Below are 22,300 nucleotides of genomic sequence, written 5' to 3'. Positions count from 1 at the left end.
AACTGTTCTATTGATTGTAGTAAACAATCAAATAAAAAGCATACGTACGAAACGACGCTAGACGATCAACTTAACCAAAAACCGCCAACTCGTTTCTGTCTCACTTTTATATACTTTAGCAAATAAAAATGAGCTTACCCTTAATAGACTATTACCACACTATATCATCTGGTACTTCAAAGTCTGCGTACGGGTCATCTTCATCTTTTGGTTTGTTTTCTGGCTCTACATGAAAAACAATATACTTTTCGTCAACTTCAGCCACTTTGCGTGCTGGTTCGTCGTCTAATACGTAAAATTGCCCTTCTAGTACACAAATAGCTAAACGACCGCCCGATAACGCTTTTTGCGTTTTCTCGTTCACGTCGATATTTTTTACTTTATTTTGATAAGTAAAATTAAATGTGCGCTCACCACGAATAGCGTCTTGGTTGTGGTGCTCTAAAATTTGTTTAACACGCGCTTCTTGCTCGCGCTGCTTTAAGCTCACTTGGCGTGTTTGGTTAAGCTCTTCAGCTTTTTTTTGCTGTTCTAGCTTGGTTTGTTGAATATGCTTTTGCAGATCACTTGGGTTGCTAGTAGCCCCTTTCTTTTGCTTTTTTTGTTGCTTACGCTTTTCTGATTTAGCAACTTTAGCATTATGCGATGTTGTTAATCCTGCTTGAAGCAATTGGTCTTGTAATGAACCCATGGCTTTGTTCCACTAAAAACTAATATTATCGCTATTTTAATCACCAACGAGTTCAAATAACAGCGCTATCGACATTAATCTAGCAAACTAGTTAAAACAAACCATGATATAGCGCAATGACTATGGTTTTAATTATGAATTAAAAGCAATTTTTAATACAATACCACGCAACCAATCAGCAAATGCACGAGCCATATAATGCGTTTACCTCATCTACTCGTTTGCTCGGTATTTATATTTTTTGTGCTTTATGCACCCCAACCCCTACTTAGCCTTTTTGCGAGCGAATTTAATGTAGCACCTGCGGTAGCTGGCAGCTTAATGACTGCAACTATGCTGCCCTTAGCCATTGCCCCGCTCGTTTATGGTTTATTTTTAGCAAAAATAAATCCACTACTTATATTACGTATTGCAATGGTGCTTTTAGGCCTTAGCTGCCTACTTTTTATTTATGTACCTAGCTTTGAGCTTTTATTATTAGTCAGATTTTTACAAGGTTTAACGCTCCCCGCAGCTTTAACAGCAATGACTAGCTATATAGGCATGAGCTATAGCGCTGATACACTTCAAAAAAACATGACCCTATATATTGGTAGCAGTATAGTTGGTGGTTACTTTGGTCGTGTGCTCGCAGCTTTGTTTAGCGACTTATGGAATTGGCAGAGCTTTTATTACGTAATTGCTTTTATGCTTATTTGCTTAGCTTTGACAATTAAGCATTCTCGCTTTACAAACCCAGCTACACCGTCGCAGCTCTCCCCTCTGGATTACATTAAACAACTTAAAGAAGGCGCTATCCTTAAAGTGTACGGTGCCGTCTTTTGTATGTTTTTTTGTTTTGCTGCACTACTTAATTACTTACCGTTTATATTACAAAACACGTTTTTAATTACCAATACTCGTGACATAGGTTTAGTTTACAGTGGTTATTTAATTGGTGCCCTCGCCTCTATTGCTGCACCTTGGTTACTTAAAAAAGTCCCTTCGCCTTGGCATTTATTAACTGCGGTATTTAGTTTTTATAGTGTGAGTATTATTTTATTAATGAGCCACCAGCTTAGCTTATTTTTAATCGCATTTACTTTGTTTTGTGGTGCTATGTTTGTGATTCACTCAACCGCAGCGCCACTCGTTAATAAAATAAGTAAAGCCTCGCCAAGTGTAACCAATGGCGGATATGTATCGTTTTATTACAGTGGTGGGGCATTGGGGTCGTTATTACCCGGTGTGGTATACCAACATCATGGGCAAACAGCGTTTATGTTTGCGCTGCTCGCAGTTTGCTTATGCGGTTTATCGTTAATTATGTGGGCTTATTTTGAGGGTAAAAATACAACGCGCGGTTGATGCTTTGTGTGATTAAAAAATGTTTCTAAATCAGCTTTACTAAGCAACCATGTTTGGGTGTTTTCAAACGGATGACAATGAAACAAATCACCACCCCAAATATCTTGATCGACCCATAAGCTCACTTCGTTTTGCTTATCATTTAAAAGAGCCAACATAGATACACACCCAGGAGCCACTTTTAAATACGTTGCTAAGCGTTCACTCGATGCAAACCCTAAACGCGAAAGCCCTTGTTGCTTTGATAGCGCCTTTAAATCGAGTTGCTTATTGTGCGCTGTAATAACTAAAAAGTGTCGCTTGCCTTCGTTATCGCGTAAAAATAGGTTTTTAAGACGAGTACCTGGGCGCTCAATCATAAACTCATCAGCCGCTAAGCTAGTATGTAGCGGCGGATGTTCTATTGCATCGTAAGTAATATCTAGGCGCACTAAAAGCTCTGCTAACTTAGTTTTATCAGCCAACATATTACAAACAACGCCCTCTTAGCTGTACGCTCAAATCTCGCCATAAAACATCATTAACTTCATGTTTGTTATCGCAATACTCACGCTCTTTTAGCTCTTGATTTAATAATTCAACTGCTTGATCTTCTAGCTGTAACTTTAGAATGCTCGACTCTTCAAAATGCTCTTTCTCTATATACTGCTTAACCTCACCACGGCTTGGTCTATTGTTAGGACCACGGTCTAGGTTAAAGTTTTCACGATGCTTAGCTTTTACCGAAACAACATAAGCAAAAAGCTTATTGCCTTGCTCATCTTGCTTTTCGTGAAACTGTTTATTATTTATTTCAAAAGGCGGCTCATCATTTGAGGCACAGCCAGCGAGTAAAACCATAAGCGCTAGAACACATTTTTTCATTGTTTTTTATCGTTTTAGTTTTGAATTAAGCCGAGTCTAACAAAAATTGACGTAAACAGTGAAAATTTACGAAAAAATACTTGACCAATTTTATAAAAAAACTTAAAGTTCGTCCCGCTTGGAACTCAGCAGTCAAGCAGTTACATTATATGTAACTTAGGAATGTGGGGCTATAGCTCAGCTGGGAGAGCGCCTGCCTTGCACGCAGGAGGTCAGCAGTTCGATCCTGCTTAGCTCCACCACTTTCCTACTCCTTTTCAAATTCGCTCTACTCTTCTATTTTTCCATTGTTTTTATTGTTTTTATTGTTTTTTGACACCCTACTATTCTAATTTTTCATTCTATATAATTTTAAATTTATCCATTCAACTTGTGTCTTTACAAGTTCTTAGCTATACATAATGTCACACATTAGTACTTTAGGCTTAACATGGACATACCCAAGCGTTCAACGCTAAAAAAGCTAGCTGCAATAGGTTTAACAGCTGGTGCAATAACACATGCGCCTTATGTTTTTGCCCGAAAAAAAGTCACATTAAGAGTACTTGGTACGCATGTAACACTCCAAGAGGCTATCCGCAAGCAAGCGATGAGTGACTTGGGTATTAATATAGAATTTACTCCAGCAGGCAGCGCTGCTGTTTTGCAAAAGGCATCAATGGACCCTAGCTCCTTTGATTTATACGAACAATGGTCAAACAGCATTAATGTGCTTTGGGATGCAGGTTCTATACAGCCAATAGAAAAAAAACGACTCACCTACTTTAACGAGATAAATCCACTTACTAAAACGGGAAAACTAACCGAAACTGCAAGTATTGGTGCAGGTGATGCTCCCTATAAATTATTAAATGTTCAACCCGATGGCACATTAAGCTCACAAGAAAGCGATCATATTAGCTTTTTACCTTATGTGCATAATGTTGACTCTTTTGGTTACAACACCGATTTTATTAAGCCCGGTATAGCATACGAAACCGAAAGCTGGAGTTGGCTGCTTGATGACGAGAACAGAGGTAAAGTAGCTATCGTAAATGCGCCTACCATTGGACTCTTTGACCTAGCCCTAGCAGCACAAAGTAAAGGGCTTATAAAATTTAACAATATAGGTGCGATGACTCGCCCAGAACTTGATAGATTGTTTAGTATATTACTCGACTTTAAACGCCAAGGTCACTTTAGTGGCTATTGGAACTCGGTTCCTGAGTCGATTGAATTTATGAAAAGTAAGCGAGCCCATATAGAAAGTATGTTTTCGCCTGCCGTCTCTGCGTTAAACAGCCAAAATATTAATGTTCGTTTTGCCGCGCCAAAAGAAGGCTACCGAGGCTGGCATGGTGTTATGTGTTTATCGTCACAAACACAAAGTAGCGTAAAAGATGCAGCTTACGATTATATGAACTGGTGGCTTTCGGGTTGGCCTGGTGCATTTATTGCTCGCCAAGGTTATTACATTAGTAACCCACAACGCTCTAAACTACTCTTATCGCCGGCCGAATGGGATTACTGGTACGGTGGAAAAGTAACAAGCATAGATTTATTAAATACAAATGGCGACGTAGCAGTAAAAGCAGGTGAGCAGCGTAATGGCGGTAGTTACCATAAACGCTTTAGCAATGTAGCAGTATGGAATACAGTTATGCCAACCTATGACTACAGTCTACAAAAATGGTATGAGTTGATTAGCCGATAATGATAATAAATTCAATTAAATCAAAAATAATATTAGCTTTGTGTTCGCTGATTGGATTACTTCTTTTACAAAGCTATTTGTTTAACTATTCACAAACGTCCTTACTTAACTTGCAAAAGTCGCAGCATAACGCGCTTATTCAAAGTGAAGCTGTGAATCACTTAGAAAACGATATTATTTCCCTGCAAGGGCATGCAGTTTCATTTATTGACAATGCAAATGAAAATACGATTACCAAATTTAATTTTTATTTAAATAAGGCAAATCTAAATCTCGAGCAGCTAAAAACAAACACTCAAAACCAAACCCCTGAGTATCAAAACTCACTAATACGCCTTGGCGAGTATCTAAATAATTACCAAGATACATTTGGCCAAGTTGTCGTAAACAGACAAAAACGCGAACACCTTTACACTACTCAGTTCAAACAGCCTATTGATGACCTACAGGTAACAATTAGTGATTTAGAAGGGTCTTCAAACAATGATAATAAAGTTATTTTTAACGATGTTTTACTCACAATAAGTAATTTAAAACACGCAATTATAAGCTATCTCTATAAACCTAATTTTGATGAAGCACAAAATGTAAAACAAAACTTAAATCACTTACATAAAAAACTAACGAGCACCTCTGTAATAAATGAATCCCTCTCCAATAAAACAACAAGCTTAAAACAAGCTTATAACCAACTTGTATTACTCACCCGTAGCTACACTTTTTCTGTAAATGTAGTGCTTACAGGCATAGAAAACGAATTGCTGTATTTAACTAATGAAATTAAAAATATAGAAAAAAATAAACTAATCAAAACAGAAGAGCTACTAAGTAGCCACTTAACAAAAAATACAGAACAGGCAAATATATTTGCCGTTTTAATTATGTTAATCATTTTATTATTAAGCTATTTTATTTTTAGATCGGTTATAAAACCGATTACCCAGCTCACTTTATTACTTAAAGACATGAATAACGAAAAGCCAGTAACTATTTCAAATACCAGCCAAAATCAAACTGAAATAGCGTCGGTAATAAATGCAGCCAACGCTTTATATTTAAAAAATAAGCAAACCAAAGAGCTACTCAATGAAACCCGCGTATTAAATTCCCAAATGGAAGCAATGAATGCCGACCTGACGAGTGCTATGGAGCAAACTGATAAAGCCAATAAAACAAAAATAGATTTTGTAGCCAATATGAGTCATGAACTTCGCACCCCAATGAATGGCATATTAGGTATGTTGCAACTCTTACAAAGCAGCGAGCTTCCCTCAAGGCAAAAACACTACGCAGATAAAGCTTTTTCAAGTGCTCAAAATTTATTGCAGATTTTAAATAATATTCTGGATTTTTCTAAACTAGAATCGGAAAAAGTTCAGTTAGAGCAAATCCCTTTTACCTTACATACTATAGTTTCTAACGTTCAAAATTTATTCTCAACAAATGCTAAGCAAAAAGGCTTGTTATTAAACTTTACTTTACACGTTGATGCAGGGCTTGAACTTATTGGCGACCCAATGCACTTAAGTCAAATAATAAATAACTGTGTAGGTAACGCAATTAAGTTTACTGAGCATGGTGAAATATCATTAATTATAGAAGCGACATCTCAACACGAAAAAACAATAAACCTTCGCTTTAGTATAAAAGACACCGGTATTGGGATGACTGAAGAGCAATCAAAAATTATATTCCAGTCTTTCTCGCAAGGTGATTCAAGCACAACAAGAAAGTATGGTGGTACTGGTTTAGGACTCACTATAAGCAAACAATTAACTAAATTGCTGGGCGGAGATATACAAGTAAGGAGCACGATTAATCAAGGTAGCGAGTTTTTCTTTACTTTACCCTTTACTTTATCTGAGCAACAAAAGCTTAAAAAACACGCCTTATTAATTAGCCCTGATAATGAGCAAATTAAAAAATTAATGGACTTACTAAGTGATATAAATATAACGACAGAAACAACACAAGAACCATTAAGGGCCATTGCAAAAATGTCTCAGCCTAGTAGCCCATTTAGTATTGTAATAATGTCGATAGAAAAAAAAGAGCTCAACGATAACTTTATTTTACAACAACTGTACGCTCAAAATAAAAACGTTAATGAAAAATTGACACTGATTTTATTAATTACCGATGAAGAGTCTCCTGAGCCAATTGCAAAAAATGAAAATATAGACATTATAATTATTGGTAATAAAAATAGTGAAGTTGAAATTTTAAGAATGCTTTCACCAAATAATTTTAAAGAAAAGCAATTAAAGCCTCACCCTAAATTCTCGGGTTTTAATGCATTAGTTGTTGATGATAATAGAATTAACCAAGAAATAGCCTCCGCCCTTTTAGCAAGATTAGATATGACCGTGATCATTGCTGATAATGGACATGATGCATTAGATAAAGTAGAGATAAATGACATCGATATTATTTTTATGGATGTTCAAATGCCAGTTATGGATGGGCTTGAAGCAACAAGCATATTAAGAGAGCGAGGCTACAAAACTCCCATAATTGCCATTACGGCAGCCGCCGATCCTAATGATAAAAAAGCAGCGTTTAGAGCGGGTATGGATGACTTTTTAGTAAAACCGATTATTTTTGATGCGCTTTACGAAAGTATAGAAAAGCATCTGCAAAGTAGCGAATCTCTGAGCACTATAAACCTGCCTTTAGCAAAAGAAAACCTAGAAAACAATGACGAATTGTTAGCTAAATTATTTACTCAGTTTGTCAACGATTACAATGACTTTTCGATTAAAGCTGATATATTAATCAAAAATGGAGAGTTAGAAAGCTTAATTCGACTAGTACATACACTCAAAGGCTTGGCCGGCACATTAGGCTTTGAGCTACTGCAACAAAGCGCGCAAAGTGTTGAGGAAAGCTTAATAGATAAGAAAAGTATTAATTTATCTCATTTTAATGAGCAATTAATACTTACACTTTTTGCTGTAAAACAATTTTTGATAGCTGATAGCTTTAAAAAAGAACATATACAGCAACATGAACTAGAAAACGAAGACTCGGTTATTGATAATATATACTCATTAGCATTAACGGCTCGCCCCGTACCTAGCAGTTTGGTTAGACAGCTAGAAATGAATCAATATGATAGAGGCCACTCCCTATTTAAGCTCAAAGAAGCAATTGATCATTTTAACTACGCGTTAGTAATTGAGCTTATTGATATGTATAGGAACGATAATAAAAATTAGGTATAACCACTAACCTGAACTAGATTTAATATTGTAAAGAACGCAGAGAAGGACAGATAGTGCATTCAAATTACCTCGCAAACAATAATGGATTAACCACAGAACAAAAGCATAAACCTTTAATTCTTATTGTTGATGACGAACCTAGTAATTTACACGTATTAGTAGAAGGACTTTTAACTGACTACGATGTACGTATTTCTACTAGTGGTGAGCAGGCTTTGATCTTTATTGAGTCAACTAGGCCTGACTTGATTTTATTAGACATAATGATGCCCGGCATGGACGGCTACGAAGTATGTAATATACTCAAAGCGAAACAAAATACCAAAGGCATCCCCGTTATATTTGTAACTGCGCTTACCGAGGAAGAGTCTGAAGAAAAAGGCTTTGCTATGGGCGCAATCGACTACATACACAAACCTTACAAGTTAGCGCTCGTTAGAGCACGCATTCGCACTCATATTACCGCTCAAGGCATGCTAGATAGGCTTATAGAAAAAAACTTTGACCTGCACGACAAACTACTTGAAATAGAGTCACTGGCGAAAGAATTAAGTCAGCGTGAAGAAGAGTTAAAAGAACTCTCCTCAAAACAAAAGTTATTTTATCAAGCCCTAACGGGTACCGCTGATGGCGTTGTTATTACCGACAGTAACGGAAAAATTATTGCCGTAAACCCTTCATTTTGCCGGATTACAGGTTACTCTGAATCTGACTCCCTGCAAATGCAGTTGCACGATATTAAACAAAATAACCACCCTAGTATTAGCTTTGATCAAGTATGGCATCATGCAAACCAAGCAGGATATTGGAGTGGAGAGCTAGTAACCAGACGAAAAAATGGCGAGCTTTATCCTGAGTTATTAACTCTTAGTATGGTAAAAGGCGAGCAAGATACCAACGTGCATTATATTGGTGTATTTAGTGATATTTCTAGCGTTAAGATAACGCAAGAAAGAATTCACTACCTCACATGGCATGATGAACTTACAGGTTTGCCCAACCGAAATGGTTTTTTAAAGCAGTTGGAGCAGCAACTTCAGGTTTGTAGTACCGAAAATAGTTATGCCTATATTTATATTATTGACATAGACAGCTTCCACTCAATAAATGATGGATTAGGCCTACTCGCTGGCGATAACATTTTAAAAGAATTAACTAAACGAATTCATTCTAAGGTGAGTAAAAAAGATGTTATTGCTCGCTTAGGCAGTGATGAATTTGCAGTACTGTGTACAGTTGAAAAAGGTATTGGCAGGATCAGAGCCCAAGCTATGGCTGAAAATAAAGCCCAAGAACTGCTCATAAGTGTAAACCACCCCTTTGTGGTTGATGAACAAGACGTTAGCTTAACAGTAAGTATTGGCACGTATATTTTTCCTCGAGAAGATCAGTGGGAAAGTGCTATAGAAACAATTCGTAACTGTGAGGCGGCTTGTTACAAAGCAAAAGAAAAAGGCGGTAATAGAGTTACCTTTTTTGATACTTCGTTTGGCGAGCAAGCAAAACGCCGTTTTGAAATAGAGCAAGATTTACGTAAAGCAATCTCAAATAATGAGTTATCCCTATATTTACAATCCCAATTTGACCGAAGCCAAACCCTTAAAGGGGCTGAGGTTTTATTAAGATGGGAGCATCCTCAAAAAGGCTTCATTAGCCCTGGTGAGTTTATATCTATAGCCGAAGAGTCAGATATAATTTATGACTTAGATTGCTGGGTAACTTCAAATGCACTTGAAATATTAACGCAACTTAGTAAAACTCACCCTGAGTTAAACCTATCAATTAACGTAAGTGGCAGGCACTTTCATGAAGCGCGTTTTTTAAGCTTTATTAGCCAACAAATAAAGCAACATAACATTAATCCTCAGCAACTCACTATTGAGATAATTGAAGGTACATTGCTTAATCACATGGAAGCGGCTATTGAGGCTGTTCACTTTCTCAAGAAGCTAGGTATTAGGGTATCAATTGATGACTTTGGTACTGGATATTCGAGTTTAACTTATCTTAAACAATTACCCATACAAGAACTAAAAATTGACCGTTCTTTTGTATTGGAAGCACCAACTGATAATAACGATAAGTTAATTGTTGATATGATTGTGAGCTTAGGTCGTTTATTTGAATTAGAAGTTGTTGCTGAAGGGGTAGAAAATCAATCGCACTTTGATTTATTACAAGAATATCCTGAGGTTATATTGCAAGGTTACTATTTGCATAAACCAGAGCCAGCAAATGATTGGCTCGAAAAACTAAAGTAATAAGCAACGGCTAAACTATTAGCCATTAAAATAGAAAAGCCGAGCATAGCTCGGCTTTTTAGTTTAATTTTATACTATTAACTTATTCGCGTACTTGACCTTCACCATTCACTAAGTACTTTTCAGTTGTTAGTGATTCAAGACCCATAGGTCCGTAAGCATGAAGCTTAGAGGTTGCGATACCAATCTCGGCACCTAAACCTAACTGCGAGCCATCTGAGAAGCGTGAAGATGTATTAACCATAACTACTGATGCATCAACGCTACGTTGAAATAATTCTGCTGCAGTTTGGTTTTTAGTACAAATTACTTCAGTGTGGTTTGAGCCAAATTGAGCAATATGCTCTACCGCTGCTGTAAAGCTTGGTACGACACGAATAGCGATTTCTAAATCTAGGTATTCTTCACCAAATTCATCATCAGCTAATACTGTTGCGTTATCAAAATACTTAGCTGCTTGGCTATCTGCATTTATTTTTACACCCTCTTGGCGTAATACCACGGCACACAGATTTAAAAACTCATCAGCAACATCTTGGTGAACAACTAAGCCTTCAAGCGCATTACATACGCCTGTACGCTGTGTTTTACCATTAAGTAATAAGTTAATTGCCACTTCTAAATCAGCGTCCTTATCTACATACAAATGACAAACACCTTTGTAATGCTGGATCACTGGAATAGTACTGTTTTCAGTTACAAAATTAATTAAACCTTCACCGCCGCGCGGTATTATTAGGTCAATACTGTCACGTTGCTGCATTAATTCCATTAATAGCGCACGGTCTGGATCAGGTATTACCGAGATAAGCGCTAAAGGTAAATTGTGCTTTTCAAGCACGGTGTGCATTACGCTCGCGATTGCTTGTGAACTTTTAAGCGCTTCTTTACCGCCACGTAAAATAACACTATTACCTGATTTGAAACACAATGCGCCGGCATCCGCTGTTACATTTGGACGCGCTTCATAAATCATACAAACTACGCCTAGTGGTACGCGCATTTTACGAATTTTAATACCATTTGGACGTTCTGTGATATCACGTAGTTGACCAACTGGATCATCAAGGCTAACTATAACTTCAATGCCTTGCGCCATTGACTCAATACGCTCGTCGTTTAGTGTTAAACGGTCAATCATTGCTGCTGGTAAACCGTTGTCGCGAGCAGCGCTTAAATCACTTTCGTTTTCTTTAATTATAAATGCTTTTTGAGCTCTAAGTGCTGCTGCTATCTCTGTTAATACTTGATCTTTTGTCTTGGTATCGAGTAAAGCAAGTGTTAATGCAGCTTTAGCTGCTTGGCGTGAAATGTCTGTAATTAAGCTCATGACTTCTCCAATAATGCGATATATTTCTCAGATATTACAGGTCCAATTGAATCCTGCATTTTTTCACTGAATTCACTTTGTTCGTTGTCTGCAATAAAGTTCAACAAACAACTACTATAATTTGCGGTCGCTTTCGCTAACCGAGTGCCATCTTCACTACGAACTAAAATAGTATCACCAACGGCAAACTCGCCGTGTACTTCCATTATTTCATCGCCGCGAATACAGCCTGTTTCACCTTCTAATGATTCATCAAATGATCCATCAACAACAACTTCGCCTTGCTCGTTTGCTGTGTGTGTCATCCAATGAACAGAATCTTGCATTGGTTTTTCGTATGGTAAGAATATACTACCAGGGTTTTCACCAGCTAATAGTTGTGTAAATGTTTCTTCTTTAAAACCATTTATAATATATGTTGCGATACCATGTGAAGTCGCTTTTTCTGCAGCTTCTATTTTGGTTTTCATACCGCCCGTGCCTACTGAACTTGTAGCACATCCTGCCATAGCATAAATAGATTCATCAATTGATTTTATTTCAGGCAATAGCACTGCATCATCATGTAAATTTGGATTTTTATCGTATAACCCATCAACATCTGAAAATATTAATAATGCATCTGCATCTGCCGCAGCTGCTACCATCGCTGATAAATTATCGTTGTCACCTACTTTTAGATCATCCGTAGTTACAGCATCATTTTCATTAATGATAGGTAATACACCGTGCTCTAGTAAGGTAAATACGGTTTCGCGAATACTCTGATAGCGGTCATGGTCACGTAAATCACCATGAGTTAGTAATAATTGCGCTGAAGGAAAATCAAAAAAGCGATCCCACATTGCCATCATTTCAGTTTGACCTGCCGCCGCCATTGCTTTTTTCATAACAACAGTACGTGGTTTATCCGATGGGAATAAGTGTGCGCCTGCTGCTACAGAACCCGATGAAACTAAAATAACTTCAATACCACGGGCACGACAACGAACAATAAACTGTGCGATAGTTAGTAAATAGCGTGAACGACAGCCATCTTGATCTGGTGCAATTAAAGCACTACCTACTTTAAGTACAATACGTCGCCAATTTAACTTTTGCATAAGAGCTCAACTTTCCATTTTATCTGCGCTCATCTTTACTCGATAAGCTAAAACTAGGTAGCTACGTATAAAACATAGCTTCGAATTTGTCTTGTCATTTAGGCGACACTTTTTTACGCACGCGAAAAGGCCATATCTAAAACCATGGTTGTAGATTTAAGCTCGAATATAAAGTAGCAACAACTCAATAAAATTGAGTGGTACTAAATCAGAAAATTTAAAAAGTGTTGTTTATGCATCGCTGTAAAAAGCTGTGTGAAGCTTTTCTATTAACAACATACATAGAGCCTCTAAAGTCTGATACACCGACAGATAGGGTGAAGACTTAAGGACCGAGATTTAACCGCCACGATGGGGATTAAATATTGAAAGGTAATAGTTCAACTCAAACCTTTGCTTACTTAAAAAATTAAATAAACTTGTTTAGCAAAACCATACCAAAGAGTTCGGTAAATGACATTTTGAGTATTCAAACTCAAATTTAACTGTTACTGCATGATTATAAGGTTTAAATATGACGCTAACATTAACGAGCCATTATTTAATAACAATAAACATACTTAGATAACTAATTGTTTGAACACGAAGTATAATACGTCATTTTGGGGTGTAAGATCAAGGCTAAAATTTAAACGGCATTGGTAATATTGTTTAAAACCTCTATTTTTATCCTTTATAATCAAAATATTAAGTTCCTTTTATGCGCTTTAATAAGGCTCTTCGGTACTTTAGCAATAATTAAAGCTCACTAATCTTTTATAAGCAGCTAAAATTCATTAGTAATATTTGAGTTTCACGTGTATACCCCTGTACTAATAATTAACAAAAGTTATACTTTAAAATATCGTCATAAATAAGGAATTCTTAATCTATGTCAGCAATTTATATAGCCGGTATCGCACTTTGCTCTGTGCTTGCTCAATGGGTAGCATGGGCGTTTAAAGTGCCTGCTATTCTTTTTTTATTGCTTACGGGACTGTTATTAGGGCCATTTAGTGGCGTATTAGACCCAGATGCACTTTTAGGAGACTTACTGTTTCCAATTGTATCTTTAAGTGTTGCGGTGATCCTATTCGAAGGTTCACTCACATTACATTTTCGAGAATTAAAAGGCATTGGTAAAGTTGTTAGAAACCTCTGCTCTATCGGTATGCTTACTACCTGTATTGTTGTTAGCCTAAGTGCTTATTGGCTACTAGAGCTCAACTGGCGAGTTGCCGCAGTGCTTGGTGCTGTACTTGTTGTTACGGGACCTACCGTAATTGCACCTTTGCTAAATTCTATGCGACCAACGCAAGATATAGACCGCATACTTCGCTGGGAAGGGATTGTAATTGACCCTATTGGCGCATTGTTTGCCGTATTGGTATTTGAAGCCGTTATGCTTGTTGGGCAAGGTGAAATACTAAGCCATACAATTATCGCTTTAGTTAAAACACTCGGTGTTGGTTTAAGTATAGGTGTTGCTGCTGGTTGGATTACAACACAACTTATGCGTCGTGAGTGGCTACCATTTGAATTACATAAGTTTGGTATTTTAGCGTTAGTACTTATTAGTTTTTCTGTATCTAATCATTTAAGTCATGAATCTGGTTTATTAGCCGTGACTGTATTTGGTATTTGGCTTGCCAATCAAGACGATTTAGAAATTGATTCAGTCCTTGAGTTTAAAGAAGACTTATCAATGATTTTAATATCAACACTATTTATTTTACTCGCTGCACGCTTAAAGCTTTCGGATTTAATGATGCTCGACGGTGACGTATTTATATTTTTAGCTGTTGTGTTATTTATTGCACGCCCGCTGTGTATTGCAATATCAACCTTTGGTACCGACTTACCAATGAAGTCGCGCTTAGTGCTAGCGTGGATTGCTCCGCGAGGTATTGTTGCTGCTGCAGTAGGTTCTGTATTTGCTTTAAGCATGATGGAAGCCGGCGTTGCCGATGCCGAAAAAATGGTACCGTTAATATTTACAGTAATTATCATTACAGTGGTACTACAAAGCTTAACAGCAATTCCTGTTGCTAAAATTTTAGGTGTACGTCAGCCATCTGCAAATACCATATTAATTATAGGCGCTAACCATGTATCGCGTGCAATTGGTCGTGGTTTGAAAGATCAAAATATTCCAGTGCATTTATCAGACCCAGCATGGGAAAACTGTAGGATGGCACGTATGGACGGCTTAGCCTGTTATTACGGTAACCCGCAATCAGAGCATGCCGAGCGTTATTTACCACTAACAACCATTCGTAGTGTATTAGCATTATCGCCAAATCGTCATCATAACGCGCTGGGAGTTCAATATTTTTCTCATTTACTTAATGAAAAAAATGTATTTTCGCTTCGCTCTTCAACGTCACATGCAAAAGCAAATAAAGACAGCGCAACGTTTTTATCACGACAAATACTGTTTGGGGATGAAGGCTCGTACGCACGTTTAAGCAGCATGATTGCAAAAGGCGGAAAGGTGAGTGCTACTCGTATCTCTGATGAATTTAGTTGGGAGCAGTACCAGGAAATGAACCCTGAAGCTATCCCTTTGTTTATTCTTAAAGGTGATAAAGACAGCGACGACGATACGCCAATTAAGCTAAGACCGTTTACAATCAACATGGAAAAACCACCGCAAGAAGGCGAGCGTGTTGTTGCATTACAGCCGCCTAAAATGTCGGTCTTAAAAGACCCGCAAACAAAGGCTAAAGAAGAAAGTTAAACACTTTTACTACCTGTAAAAACTCAAAAACCCTAACTTAAAAAGTTAGGGTTTTGTTTTTTAAGAGCCATTAAATAGGAAGGCGAGCTCGGGCAACTACACTATCTGGCATTTTTTGCGCTAACTTAGTTAACGCTTGCTCAATTTTTTTATGAGTCGCCTTATCTGCCACCATAGAGTTAAATAACCAACGATACGCGTCTTCAAAATCACGCGGGCTGCCATAGCCATCATTAAATAATTTAACTAAGCGCAACTGTGCTTTCAAATTACCTTGCGACGAAGCTTCACGCAAATAAGTAATTGCCATTGCTTTATCTTGTTGAACTAAACGCCCAGTGTCGTAGTAACGCCCTAGTTGCTCTAATGCAGCCGCTAAGCCTTGCTGAGCAGCTTTTCGCATATAATACACACCTAACTCTACATTTCGATCAACACACACGTTATAAGCCAGCATATCGCCATATAAAAACTGATAAGACGGCAGTGTCATTTTATTGGCTCGCGCCTCTATATCTTGCACTAACTGGCAATCATCTGCCTTTACACGCGCTAAATGCGTATTTTTATTTATTAATGCAATTAGCTCAGATTCAGTATACAGCGGCACTGCAGCTGGGCTTTCTGTAGCTAAGCTATTGGTTGATATAAATAAAGATAACGAAATTAACGAAAGCCTTAATACGCAATTATGAGTAAATAAACGCATGCTCACCACTTATAAAAATAAACTTATTAAATGATATACAAAGATCGTTCCAAGGTGAATTTTAGACACAAAAAAAGCTGCACTAGGCAGCTTTTTTAATCTATTAGTAATTACGCAAACGGGTTGCGAAGTACCATAGTTTCTACACGATCTGGACCTGTAGAAATAATATCAATTGGAACACCCGTAATTTCTTCGATACGCTTGATGTAATCAATCGCAGCTTTTGGTAAACCGTCAAGACTAGTTACACCAACTGTGTTCTCTGACCAACCTGGCATCTCTTCGTATACTGGTGTTACTTTATCGTAACCTTCAGCTGCTAATGGCGTTATGTTAGTAACAGTGCCATCTTCAAGCTTATATCCAGTACAGATTTTAAGTGTTTCTAAGCCATCTAAAACATCAAGCTTAGTTAAACAAAAACCTGAAATACTGTTGATTTGAACTGCACGGCGCATTGCCACTGCATCTAACCAACCAGTACGACGAAGTCGACCTGTTGTCGCGCCAAATTCATGACCTTTATCACCTAAGTGCTTACCAACTGGATCTTGTTTCTCAAGACCGTCGTAAAGCTCTGTAGGGAAAGGACCTGAACCAACACGTGTAGTGTACGCTTTAATAATACCTAAAACGTAATCAAGGTTTAATGGACCAAAACCTGCACCAGTAGCAACGCCACCAGCTGTAGTATTTGAAGATGTTACATATGGGTAAGTACCATGATCAATATCAAGTAACGTACCTTGTGCACCTTCAAATAAAATGTTTTCGCCTGCTAAACGCGTTTGATCTAAAAGCTCAGTTACATCTACAACCATTGCTTTTAAGATATCAGCAACAGCCATTGCATCATCAAACGTTTTTTGGAAATCTACAGCGTCTACTTTGTAGTAGTTAACTAAAGTGAAGTTATGGTATTCAAGAACTTCTTTTAATTTAGCTGCAAATAATTCAGGATTAAATAAATCGCCTACGCGTAAACCACGGCGAGCCACTTTATCTTCGTACGCAGGACCGATACCACGGCCAGTTGTGCCAATTGGCTTATCGCCACGAGCAGTTTCGCGGGCTACATCTAATGCAACATGGAAAGGCAAGATTAGCGGACATGCTTCACTTATTAAAAGACGCTCACGTACTGGTACGCCGCGTTCTTCAAGCATGCCAATTTCTCTCATTAGCGCTTCTGGTGATAAAACTACACCATTACCAATCACACATTTAACATTGTCACGTAATACACCCGATGGAATAAGGTGTAGAACCGTCTTTTCACCTTCGATAACTAAAGTATGACCCGCATTGTGGCCACCTTGATAACGAACTACTAAAGATGCTTTGTCTGTAAGGAGATCAACTACCTTACCCTTTCCTTCGTCACCCCATTGGGTGCCTAATACAACAACGTTTTTACCCATCGTAAATTCACTTAGAGAAAATTAGGACGAGATTTTACCAGAAAACTAAAGTAAAGATCACCCCTGTTCAGCTTATTTTTTCTGCGCGCATTTGTTATATCCAAATATTAGCTAATAACCACATAAATAACAGTGATTTAAAGCACTAGACTGTGTTTAACAAAAAGCCCCGCAAATGCGAGGCTTTTTAACTTTTAAATAATTAACGTAAAGCCTATTGAGCTTTAGCGCCTTTCATATATTGGAAGAAGTCGCTATCTGGTGAAAGCACCATAACGTCTTGCTTATTTTTAAAAGTCTTTTTGTAAGCCTCAAGCGAACGCACAAAACTAAAGAACTCAGGGTCTTTGTTATACGCGCTTGCATAGATGCCTGCGGCATCAGCATCGCCTTGACCACGTACAGAACGCGCATTACGCTCTGCATCGGCAAGCATTACTGTTACACGACGGTCAACACCCGCACGAATAGTCTCGGCTTTTTCCTGACCTTCAGAACGATGCTCTTTTGCAACAGCAGTACGCTCAGCGCGCATACGTTGGTAAATAGAGCTACTCACTTCTTGTGGTAGGTTAATTTGCTTAACACGTACGTCTAGCACCTCAATACCAAGCTCACGTGCACTTTCAGAAGCTTGTACTAACGCTTCTTCCATCAACTCGCTACGCTCACCCGATACAATTTCGCGAATTGTACGTGTACCAAAGTTTGTACGAAGACCATTATTTACTTTTTGTTTAAGTAGCGTTTCAGCATATTGCTTATCGCCACGGGCACGTAAGTAAAAAGCGCTAAAGTCATTAACACGCCATTTTACAAACGAATCAACAATTAAGTCTTTTTTCTCACTAGTAACAAAGCGGTCCGGCGCACCATCTAGCGTTTGAATACGTGCATCAATACGACGTACTTGGCTAAAAAATGGCACCTTAAATTGTAGGCCTGGGCCATATACAATCGCTTGATCGTCGCTGTCTTTTTGTACTTTACTGAATAACATTACAATTGCTTTTTGCCCTTCAGGTACAACAAATACCGATGAAAAAGACATAACAATGGCAGCTAATAGTATTACTAAACTAAAGTTTTTCATTATGATTATCTCCCATCATTGAAGCGGTCGTTGTTAAAGCGGTCATTGCCACTATTAACAGAGCTATTGCGCGACGTATTTACTTTATTGCGTAAATCTTGAATATCACTAGAGCTTGGAAGTGCAACACGTGTTGCTGTCCCTTGCTTATCCATGATCTTATCAAGTGGTAAATAAAGCATATTATTACCGCCTTTAACATCAACCAATATTTTAGAACTACTCCCTAACACTTCTTCCATTGCATCAATGTATAAGCGCTCACGAGTAACTTCTTTAGCTGCTTGATATTCAGGTAATAGCTTTTCAAAACGAGCTACTTCACCTTGTGCTTCTAATGTAATACGCTCTTGGTAACCTTCCGCTTCTTGAGTCATACGCGTTACTTGACCACGAGCACGCGGTTCAATTTCACGAGCATATGCTTCTGCTTCACGAATGAAACGTTCTTCATCTTCTTGTGCAGCAATCGCATCATCAAATGCATCTTTAACTTCAGTTGGCGGACGAGAGTCTTTAAAGTTCACGTCAGTAACAATTAAACCTAAGTTATATGGTTCGATAATCTTATTAAGCTCATCCCATGTATTTTGACGAACAACCTCACGGCCATTAGTTAATACTTGGTCCATTTTTGCATGGCCCACAACGTAACGTAGTGCACTATCTAGTGCTTCTTCTAAGCTACTATCAGCGTTAGTTACGCTAAATTCATAAAGGTATGGGTCAATAACACGGTATTGCACCTGAAACTCAACGCTCACTACGTTTTCGTCTTCAGTAAGCATAAAACCAGAAGCCGATAATGAACGAACTGCTTCAATATCTACTGGGATTACCGTTTCAATAAACGTCATTTTCCAACGCAGACCAGGATCAGCAATTCGGTCATATTTACCAAATTGAAGAACCACACCACGCTCGGCTTCTTTAACCGTATAAATACCACTTAACGCCCATACAATAACGGCGATAATAAGTATGAATGAAATACCGGCTCCGCCAAGTCCACCGCCGCTACCATTGCCGGATTTTTTCCCGCCAAATAAGCCGCCGAACTTGTTACTAAACTTGCGGAACACCTCGTCTAAATCAGGTGGGCCTTGATCACGTCCGCCTTTATTATTCCACGGATCTTTGTCATTGCCATTATTACCCGGTTCATTCCAGGCCATAGCTATACTCCATTGTTATCTAAATAAATTAGGAAATTGTGTTAAATCTAACAAATCTACCGCGTTTCTCATACAAAAACCGACATTAAAACGTCAATTTTTAATTACGGTTGATAAAACCAGCAATTTCAGGACCAAATTCTTTAATTAAACGATTCCACTCAACCATTGGCATTCTAACATCTAACAGCCAATTACCTTGCTCATCAAAGCGTTCTTCATGTACTGCATTTAAACTAAACAATGCAGCCCTTAGGCGACCATACAATGGCGTAAGAAATAATGTTTCGTTAAACATCTTCTTAGCAAGCAGTTCACTAATAGCCTCACTAAGTAATTCACACCCTTCACCAGTCTGAGCGCTAAGCCATACTCTTATAGGTTGGCCTTCGTCATCTCGATCAATACGTGGGCTTACGTTATCCAGCGCATCAATTTTATTATAAATTAATAGCTGTGGTACTTCATCGGCTTCAATTTCTTTAAGCACCGATTGTACTTGTTCAATATTTTCTTGAAGACGAGAGTCTGCTGCGTCAATTACATGTAACTGTAAATCAGCTTCACGAGTTTCAGTTAGCGTTGCTTTAAAAGCAGCAACTAAGTCGTGCGGTAAATGACGAATAAAGCCCACTGTATCAGCTAAGATAACAGGACCAACATCACCTAATTCAAGCTTACGTAGAGTCGGGTCAAGCGTTGCAAACAACTGATCGGCCGCGTATACATCTGAATTCGTAATTCGATTAAATAATGTAGATTTACCCGCATTGGTATAGCCAACTAACGATACCGTAGGTATTTCGTTACGAGTACGAGCTCGCCTACCTTGTTCGCGTTGCACTGCTACTTTAGCTAAACGCGCACGGATATTTTGAATTCGGGCACGAAGTAATCGTCTATCTGTTTCAAGTTGGGTTTCACCAGGTCCACGTAAACCAATCCCGCCTTTTTGGCGTTCAAGATGGGTCCAGCCCCGAATTAATCGAGTCGACATATGGCGAAGTTGTGCCAATTCAACCTGCAGCTTACCCTCATGGGTACGTGCACGTTGGGCAAAAATATCAAGAATTAGCGTCGTTCTATCAAGCACACGACACTGACAAACACGCTCTAAATTACGCTCTTGTGACGGCCTGAGTTGATGATTGAAAATTACGACATCTGCATTGTGGATTTTGACAATCTCAGCTATTTCTTCTGCTTTACCGGTACCGACGAATAGTTTCGGATGTGGTGCTTGACGGCTGCCTTGCACAACCGCCAAACTACTAACACCAGCAGAAGATACCAACATTTCTAATTCATGAAGATCTTCACGATCCCCTTCTTTAGGTAAGTCGATATGAACTAAAATTGCCTGTTCGCCGGATTCATAGCGGTCAAACAAACATTATGCTCCTAATTAAAAGTTACCAGCTTCTGGTTCTTCAGTGTCTTCACTCCCTTGAACTGCTTGGAAGTTAACTGCGCGAGCAGGGACAACTGTTGAAATTGCATGCTTATAAACCATTTGATTTACGGTGTTCTCTAGTAAAATAACAAATTGGTCAAATGACTGAATTTTGCCTTGTAATTTTATGCCATTTACCAAAAAGATTGATACTGGAATGCGCTCACGTCGTAGTGCATTCAAAAATGGGTCTTGTAACGATTGGCCTTTTGCCATGTTATTGTTCCTTCGTTCTAGGTGTTATTATAATTAAGTGGCTGAACTTATTTGATAAAAAACAATATTCAACTACTACTAGCTTAGCGAACTTACTACACGATGCAAGTTTTCTTCGTCACCCGTTGTTAACCAAGTAACATCAGGCCAGCTACGAAGCCACGTTAACTGACGTTTTGCCAATTGACGTGTTGCTGCGATGCCACGAAAAACCATTTCATCATGGCTTGTTTCACCCGCAAGGTAATCCCACATTTGTCTATAACCAACACAACGAATAGAAGGCATATTGGGGTGTAAATCCTTACGTAGATATAGGGTCGAAACTTCATTTTCAAACCCCTGATCAATCATTATTTTAAACCTTTCTTCAATTCGGCGATGTAATTCGCTACGTTCTTGCGGTGCAATCGCAAATTGATGAAAAGTATAAGGTAAAGCCGGCTGTTTTTGCTTTTGCAACTCAGTCATGGTCTTACCAGTTAACCTGTAAACCTCTAAAGCTCGATTAATTCTTTGTGAGTCATTCTCACTTATTTTTTCGGCTGCTTTTGGGTCAACTTTAACTAATTCTTTATATAAATGAGGCCAGCCAAATTCTTTAGCTTGTGCTTCTAGCTCTGATCTTATTACTGTATCTGCTTCAGGCAAAGGCGATAAACCATCAATTAAAGATTTAAAGTACAACATTGTACCTCCAACCAATACAGGCACTTTACCTTGTCTATGAAATTCGTCAATTTTTTGTACTGCATCGCGCCTAAAATCAGCAACTGAATATGTTTCACTCGGGTCAAGTAAGTCGATCAGATGATGCGGAGCTTTAGCAAGTTCTTCTGCATCGGGTTTTGCAGTACCAATGTTCATATCTTTATACACTAACGCTGAATCAACGCTGATTATTTCTGTATTTAAATGCTCGCACAGTGAGATTGCCAATGCTGTTTTACCAGCAGCAGTTGGACCCATTAAAAATATGACTGGTAAATTACTCAACA

17 protein-coding genes and 1 tRNA gene are annotated in these 22,300 nt (G+C 38.3%); 6 read left to right on the top strand and 12 right to left on the bottom strand.

From position 1 onward, the window contains the following. Positions 1-151 precede the first annotated feature (151 nt). Positions 152-691: a DUF2058 domain-containing protein gene (locus tag CXF89_RS02780; protein ID WP_002957867.1), complete on the bottom strand. Its 540-nt coding sequence runs from the start codon at positions 689-691 to the stop codon at positions 152-154. Between the two features lie 198 nt (positions 692-889). Here CXF89_RS02780 and CXF89_RS02775 point away from each other — a divergent pair, with 198 nt between their 5' ends. Continuing rightward, positions 890-2,038, top strand: a complete 1,149-nt coding sequence (locus CXF89_RS02775; RefSeq protein WP_121953741.1) for an MFS transporter — start codon at positions 890-892, stop codon at positions 2,036-2,038. On the opposite strand, the gene CXF89_RS02770 is transcribed toward CXF89_RS02775, so the two are convergent. Both CXF89_RS02770 and CXF89_RS02765 read right to left on the bottom strand, forming a co-directional pair. Next, entirely contained in the window at positions 2,005-2,505 is a 501-nt protein-coding gene (locus tag CXF89_RS02770) for a prolyl-tRNA synthetase associated domain-containing protein (protein WP_010554360.1), read from the bottom strand. The genes CXF89_RS02775 and CXF89_RS02770 overlap by 34 nt on opposite strands. 1 nt (position 2,506) lies before the next feature. After that, a complete protein-coding gene (locus tag CXF89_RS02765) occupies positions 2,507-2,902 on the bottom strand; it encodes a putative periplasmic lipoprotein (RefSeq protein ID WP_010554359.1) in 396 nt (131 codons plus the stop codon). A 166-nt stretch (positions 2,903-3,068) separates the two neighbouring features. Between CXF89_RS02765 and CXF89_RS02760 the strand changes: the two genes are divergently transcribed. From CXF89_RS02760 to CXF89_RS02745, 4 genes are all read left to right on the top strand, one after another. Continuing rightward, positions 3,069-3,144 (top strand) — tRNA-Ala (locus CXF89_RS02760). A gap of 188 nt (positions 3,145-3,332) precedes the next feature. Next, a complete protein-coding gene (locus CXF89_RS02755) occupies positions 3,333-4,595 on the top strand; it encodes an ABC transporter substrate-binding protein (RefSeq protein ID WP_121953740.1) in 1,263 nt (420 codons plus the stop codon). Next, entirely contained in the window at positions 4,595-7,813 is a 3,219-nt protein-coding gene (locus CXF89_RS02750) for an ATP-binding protein (protein ID WP_121953739.1), read from the top strand. The genes CXF89_RS02755 and CXF89_RS02750 overlap by 1 nt, the downstream gene beginning before the upstream one ends. A gap of 59 nt (positions 7,814-7,872) precedes the next feature. Further along, positions 7,873-10,080 carry a two-component system response regulator gene (locus tag CXF89_RS02745; RefSeq protein ID WP_121953738.1) on the top strand — a complete coding sequence of 736 codons (2,208 nt, stop codon included), beginning with the start codon at positions 7,873-7,875 and terminating at the stop codon, positions 10,078-10,080. A gap of 82 nt (positions 10,081-10,162) precedes the next feature. On the opposite strand, the gene CXF89_RS02740 is transcribed toward CXF89_RS02745, so the two are convergent. Further along, positions 10,163-11,410 (bottom strand): glutamate-5-semialdehyde dehydrogenase, encoded by a 1,248-nt coding sequence (locus CXF89_RS02740; protein ID WP_121953737.1) that lies wholly within the window; start codon positions 11,408-11,410, stop codon positions 10,163-10,165. Then, positions 11,407-12,513 carry a glutamate 5-kinase gene (proB, locus tag CXF89_RS02735; protein ID WP_024610440.1) on the bottom strand — a complete coding sequence of 369 codons (1,107 nt, stop codon included), beginning with the start codon at positions 12,511-12,513 and terminating at the stop codon, positions 11,407-11,409. The genes CXF89_RS02740 and proB overlap by 4 nt, the downstream gene beginning before the upstream one ends. A gap of 871 nt (positions 12,514-13,384) precedes the next feature. Between proB and CXF89_RS02730 the strand changes: the two genes are divergently transcribed. Then, positions 13,385-15,232, top strand: coding sequence for a cation:proton antiporter (locus CXF89_RS02730; RefSeq protein WP_121953736.1), 1,848 nt, complete (start codon positions 13,385-13,387; stop codon positions 15,230-15,232). Between the two features lie 70 nt (positions 15,233-15,302). Here CXF89_RS02730 and CXF89_RS02725 read toward each other — a convergent pair whose 3' ends face one another. The 7 genes from CXF89_RS02725 to miaA form a co-directional block, all read right to left on the bottom strand. Continuing rightward, positions 15,303-15,941 (bottom strand): tetratricopeptide repeat protein, encoded by a 639-nt coding sequence (locus tag CXF89_RS02725; protein WP_121953735.1) that lies wholly within the window; start codon positions 15,939-15,941, stop codon positions 15,303-15,305. Positions 15,942-16,051: 110 nt separating this feature from the next. Beyond that, on the bottom strand, positions 16,052-17,365 hold the full coding sequence (locus tag CXF89_RS02720; protein WP_121953734.1) for an adenylosuccinate synthase: 1,314 nt from the start codon (positions 17,363-17,365) through the stop codon (positions 16,052-16,054). Between the two features lie 214 nt (positions 17,366-17,579). Further along, positions 17,580-18,458 carry a protease modulator HflC gene (gene hflC / locus CXF89_RS02715; protein WP_010554353.1) on the bottom strand — a complete coding sequence of 293 codons (879 nt, stop codon included), beginning with the start codon at positions 18,456-18,458 and terminating at the stop codon, positions 17,580-17,582. A 5-nt stretch (positions 18,459-18,463) separates the two neighbouring features. Continuing rightward, complete coding sequence (hflK, locus tag CXF89_RS02710) at positions 18,464-19,633, bottom strand: FtsH protease activity modulator HflK (protein WP_010554352.1); 1,170 nt, start codon at positions 19,631-19,633, stop codon at positions 18,464-18,466. A 100-nt stretch (positions 19,634-19,733) separates the two neighbouring features. Further along, positions 19,734-21,023, bottom strand: coding sequence for a ribosome rescue GTPase HflX (gene hflX / locus CXF89_RS02705; RefSeq protein ID WP_007586404.1), 1,290 nt, complete (start codon positions 21,021-21,023; stop codon positions 19,734-19,736). 15 nt (positions 21,024-21,038) lie between these two features. Further along, positions 21,039-21,302, bottom strand: a complete 264-nt coding sequence (gene hfq / locus CXF89_RS02700) for an RNA chaperone Hfq (protein WP_007586402.1) — start codon at positions 21,300-21,302, stop codon at positions 21,039-21,041. A gap of 78 nt (positions 21,303-21,380) precedes the next feature. Next, positions 21,381-22,298: a tRNA (adenosine(37)-N6)-dimethylallyltransferase MiaA gene (gene miaA / locus CXF89_RS02695; RefSeq protein WP_007586400.1), complete on the bottom strand. Its 918-nt coding sequence runs from the start codon at positions 22,296-22,298 to the stop codon at positions 21,381-21,383. Positions 22,299-22,300 lie beyond the last annotated feature (2 nt).

Source organism: Pseudoalteromonas sp. MelDa3, from assembly GCF_002863625.1.
In the GTDB taxonomy this organism is placed as follows: Bacteria; Pseudomonadota; Gammaproteobacteria; order Enterobacterales; family Alteromonadaceae; genus Pseudoalteromonas; species Pseudoalteromonas arctica.
Note: the sequence above shows the minus strand (reverse complement) of the source record. Positions and strands in the feature narration are given on the sequence as shown.